The 2556-nt window shown below is 74.1% G+C and carries 1 protein-coding gene; it reads left to right on the top strand.

All coding sequences use genetic code 11. The features are described 5' to 3' along the window. Window positions 1-134: 134 nt before the first annotated feature. Window positions 135-2534, top strand: a complete 2400-nt coding sequence (rnr, locus tag L2I40_RS21810; RefSeq protein WP_237217358.1) for a ribonuclease R — start codon at window positions 135-137, stop codon at window positions 2532-2534. Window positions 2535-2556: the final 22 nt, after the last annotated feature.

The following is a 2556-nucleotide window of genomic DNA, read 5'->3' as shown; positions in this document are numbered from 1 at the left end:
CGCGCCGGTGCGCAAGGCGGCCGCGAAGAAACCCGCGGCAAAGAAGGCGCCCGCGAAGGCGCCGGGCGCCAAGGCCGCGGCGAAGAAGCCGGGCGCGCGGAAGCCGGCGGCCAAGGCCGCGAAGGCGCCCTGAGGTGCCGCGCCGCGGTCCGCCGAAGAAGGGGCATGCGGCGCGGAAACGCGGCGACGGCGGGCGTCATGCGGAGCGCAACGGATCACCCCCACCCCGACCCTCCCCCGCTGATGCGGGAGAGGGAGGCGGTCGCGCACATCGGCTCTCGCGCGCGAAGCGGGTAGAACAGGCATCCGCGCGAAGCGCGGCGCAGGGGCAGGTCCCGACCCGCGAGCAGCTGCGCGCCTTCCTGCGCGAGGCGCCGGGGCGCGTCGGCAAGTCGGACATCGCGCGGCATTTCGGCCTGACCTCCGACCAGCGCCCGGCGCTGCGCGAACTGATGCGCGGGCTGAAGGAGTCGGGCCAGGCGGCGCCGGTCGGGCGGCGCGGGATCGCGGCGCCGGACCGCCTGCCGGAGATGACCGTGGTGGAAGTCGTCGGCACCGATGCGGATGGCGACGCGATCGCGCGGCCGGTGCAGTGGGACAAGGCCAACGGACCGCCGCCGGTCGTCTTCATGGCGCCCGAGCGCCGCGGCCATCCGGCCCTCGCCCCGGGCGAGCGCGTCCTGGCGCGGCTGCGCTTCATCGGCGGCACGAAATACGAGGGGCGGACCTTCAAGCGCCTCGCCTCGGAGGACCGGCCCGCGCGCGTGCTCGGCGTCTTCGAGGAAGGCCGCATCATCCCGACCGACCGGCGCTCCCGCGCCGAATGGATGGTGCCGCCGGAACACCGGGGCGGCGCGAGCGCCGGCGACATCGTGCTGGCGGAGCCCCTGCCCCAGCACCGCCCGATGGGCCCGCGCCCGGCCCGCATCGTCGAGGTGCTGGGGCGGATGGGCGAGCCGCGCAGCGTCAGCCTGGTCTGTATCCACGCCCACGGCATCCCGGACGTCTTCCCCGCCGAGGCGGTGCAGGAGGCGGAGCGCGCGAAGGGCGTGACGAAGCGCGGGCGCGAAGACCTGACCGCCCTCCCGCTCGTGACCATCGACGGCGAGGATGCGCGCGACTTCGACGACGCGGTCTTCGCGGAGCCGGACGGTGAGGGCTGGCGCGTCGTGGTCGCGATCGCCGACGTGGCGCACTACGTGAAGCCCGGCAGCGCGCTGGACCGCGAGGCCTGGGCGCGCGGCAATTCTGTCTATTTCCCCGACCGCGTCGTGCCGATGCTGCCCGAGGCGCTGTCGAATGGCTGGTGCAGCCTGCGGCCTGCGGAGAATCGCGGCTGCCTCTTCGTCGAGATGCGCTTCGACAAGGCCGGCACGAAGGTCTCCCACCGCTTCGGCCGTGGGCTGATGCGGAGCTTCGCGCGCCTGACCTACGAAGCCGTGCAGGCCGCGCATGACGAGGGCCGCGACCCCGAGGGCGTGCCGGCGGGCGGCGTCGGCCATCTCTACGGCGCCTTCCGCGCGCTGCTCGCGGCGCGGGAGCGGCGCGGGACGCTCGACCTCGACGTCGCGGAGCGGCGCGTCCTGCTCGACTCGCGCGGCAAGGTGCAGGCGGTGGTTCCCCGCGCGCGCCTCGACAGCCACCGGCTGATCGAGGAGTTCATGGTGGCGGCCAATGTCTGCGCGGCGGAGGAGCTGGAGAAGCTGCGCCAGCCCTGCATGTACCGCGTGCACGACCGCCCCTCGGACGAGAAGCTGGAAGGGCTGCGGCAGTTCCTCGCGCAGTTCGACATCCGCCTGTCGCCGCGCGACAGGATCCACCCGCGCGACTTCTCGCGCGTGCTGGAGATCGTGAAGGAGCGGCCGGAGGCGCGGCTGGTGAACGAGGCCGTGCTGCGCGGGCAGTCCCAGGCCGCCTACAGCCCCGAGAACATCGGCCATTTCGGCCTGGCGCTGACCCGCTACGCCCATTTCACCAGCCCGATCCGCCGATACGCGGACCTGCTGGTGCACCGCGCGCTGATCGCCGGGCTGCGACTCGGGGCCGGCGCGCTGGCCGAGGAGGAGGCGGCGCGCTTCCCCGACACCGGCGAGCACATCTCCCAGACCGAGCGCCGTGCGGCACTGGCCGAGCGCGACGCGGTGGACCGCTACCTCGCGGCCTACATGGCGGAGCGCGTCGGGAACATGTTCGATGCGCGCATAAGTGGGGTGACACGCTTCGGTCTGTTCGTCACCGTAGAGGAGAACGGCGCGAGCGGAATCGTCCCGCTGGCGTCACTGCCGGACGACCGATGGCAACTGGACGAGACCGGTCACGGGATGACCGGCCGCAGCACGGGCCTGAGCTTCGCCCTCGGCCAGCCGGTCGAGGTGCAGCTCGCCTCCGCGACTCCGCGGACCGGGGGGATGGTGTTCCGGCTGATGCAGGGCGATCCGCGCGGCGCCGGGCGACCGGAGCGTGGCAGGCCGTCGCGCGCCCCGCATGGCAAGCCGCCGCGCGCTGCGCGGGACGGACGCTCGCGGCGGCGCTGATCCTCGGGCTGCTCGCGGTCCC

Origin of the sequence: Falsiroseomonas oryziterrae (assembly GCF_021864505.1) — a bacterium.
GTDB classification, from domain to species: domain Bacteria; phylum Pseudomonadota; class Alphaproteobacteria; order Acetobacterales; family Acetobacteraceae; genus Falsiroseomonas; species Falsiroseomonas oryziterrae.
Note: the sequence above shows the minus strand (reverse complement) of the source record. Positions and strands in the feature narration are given on the sequence as shown.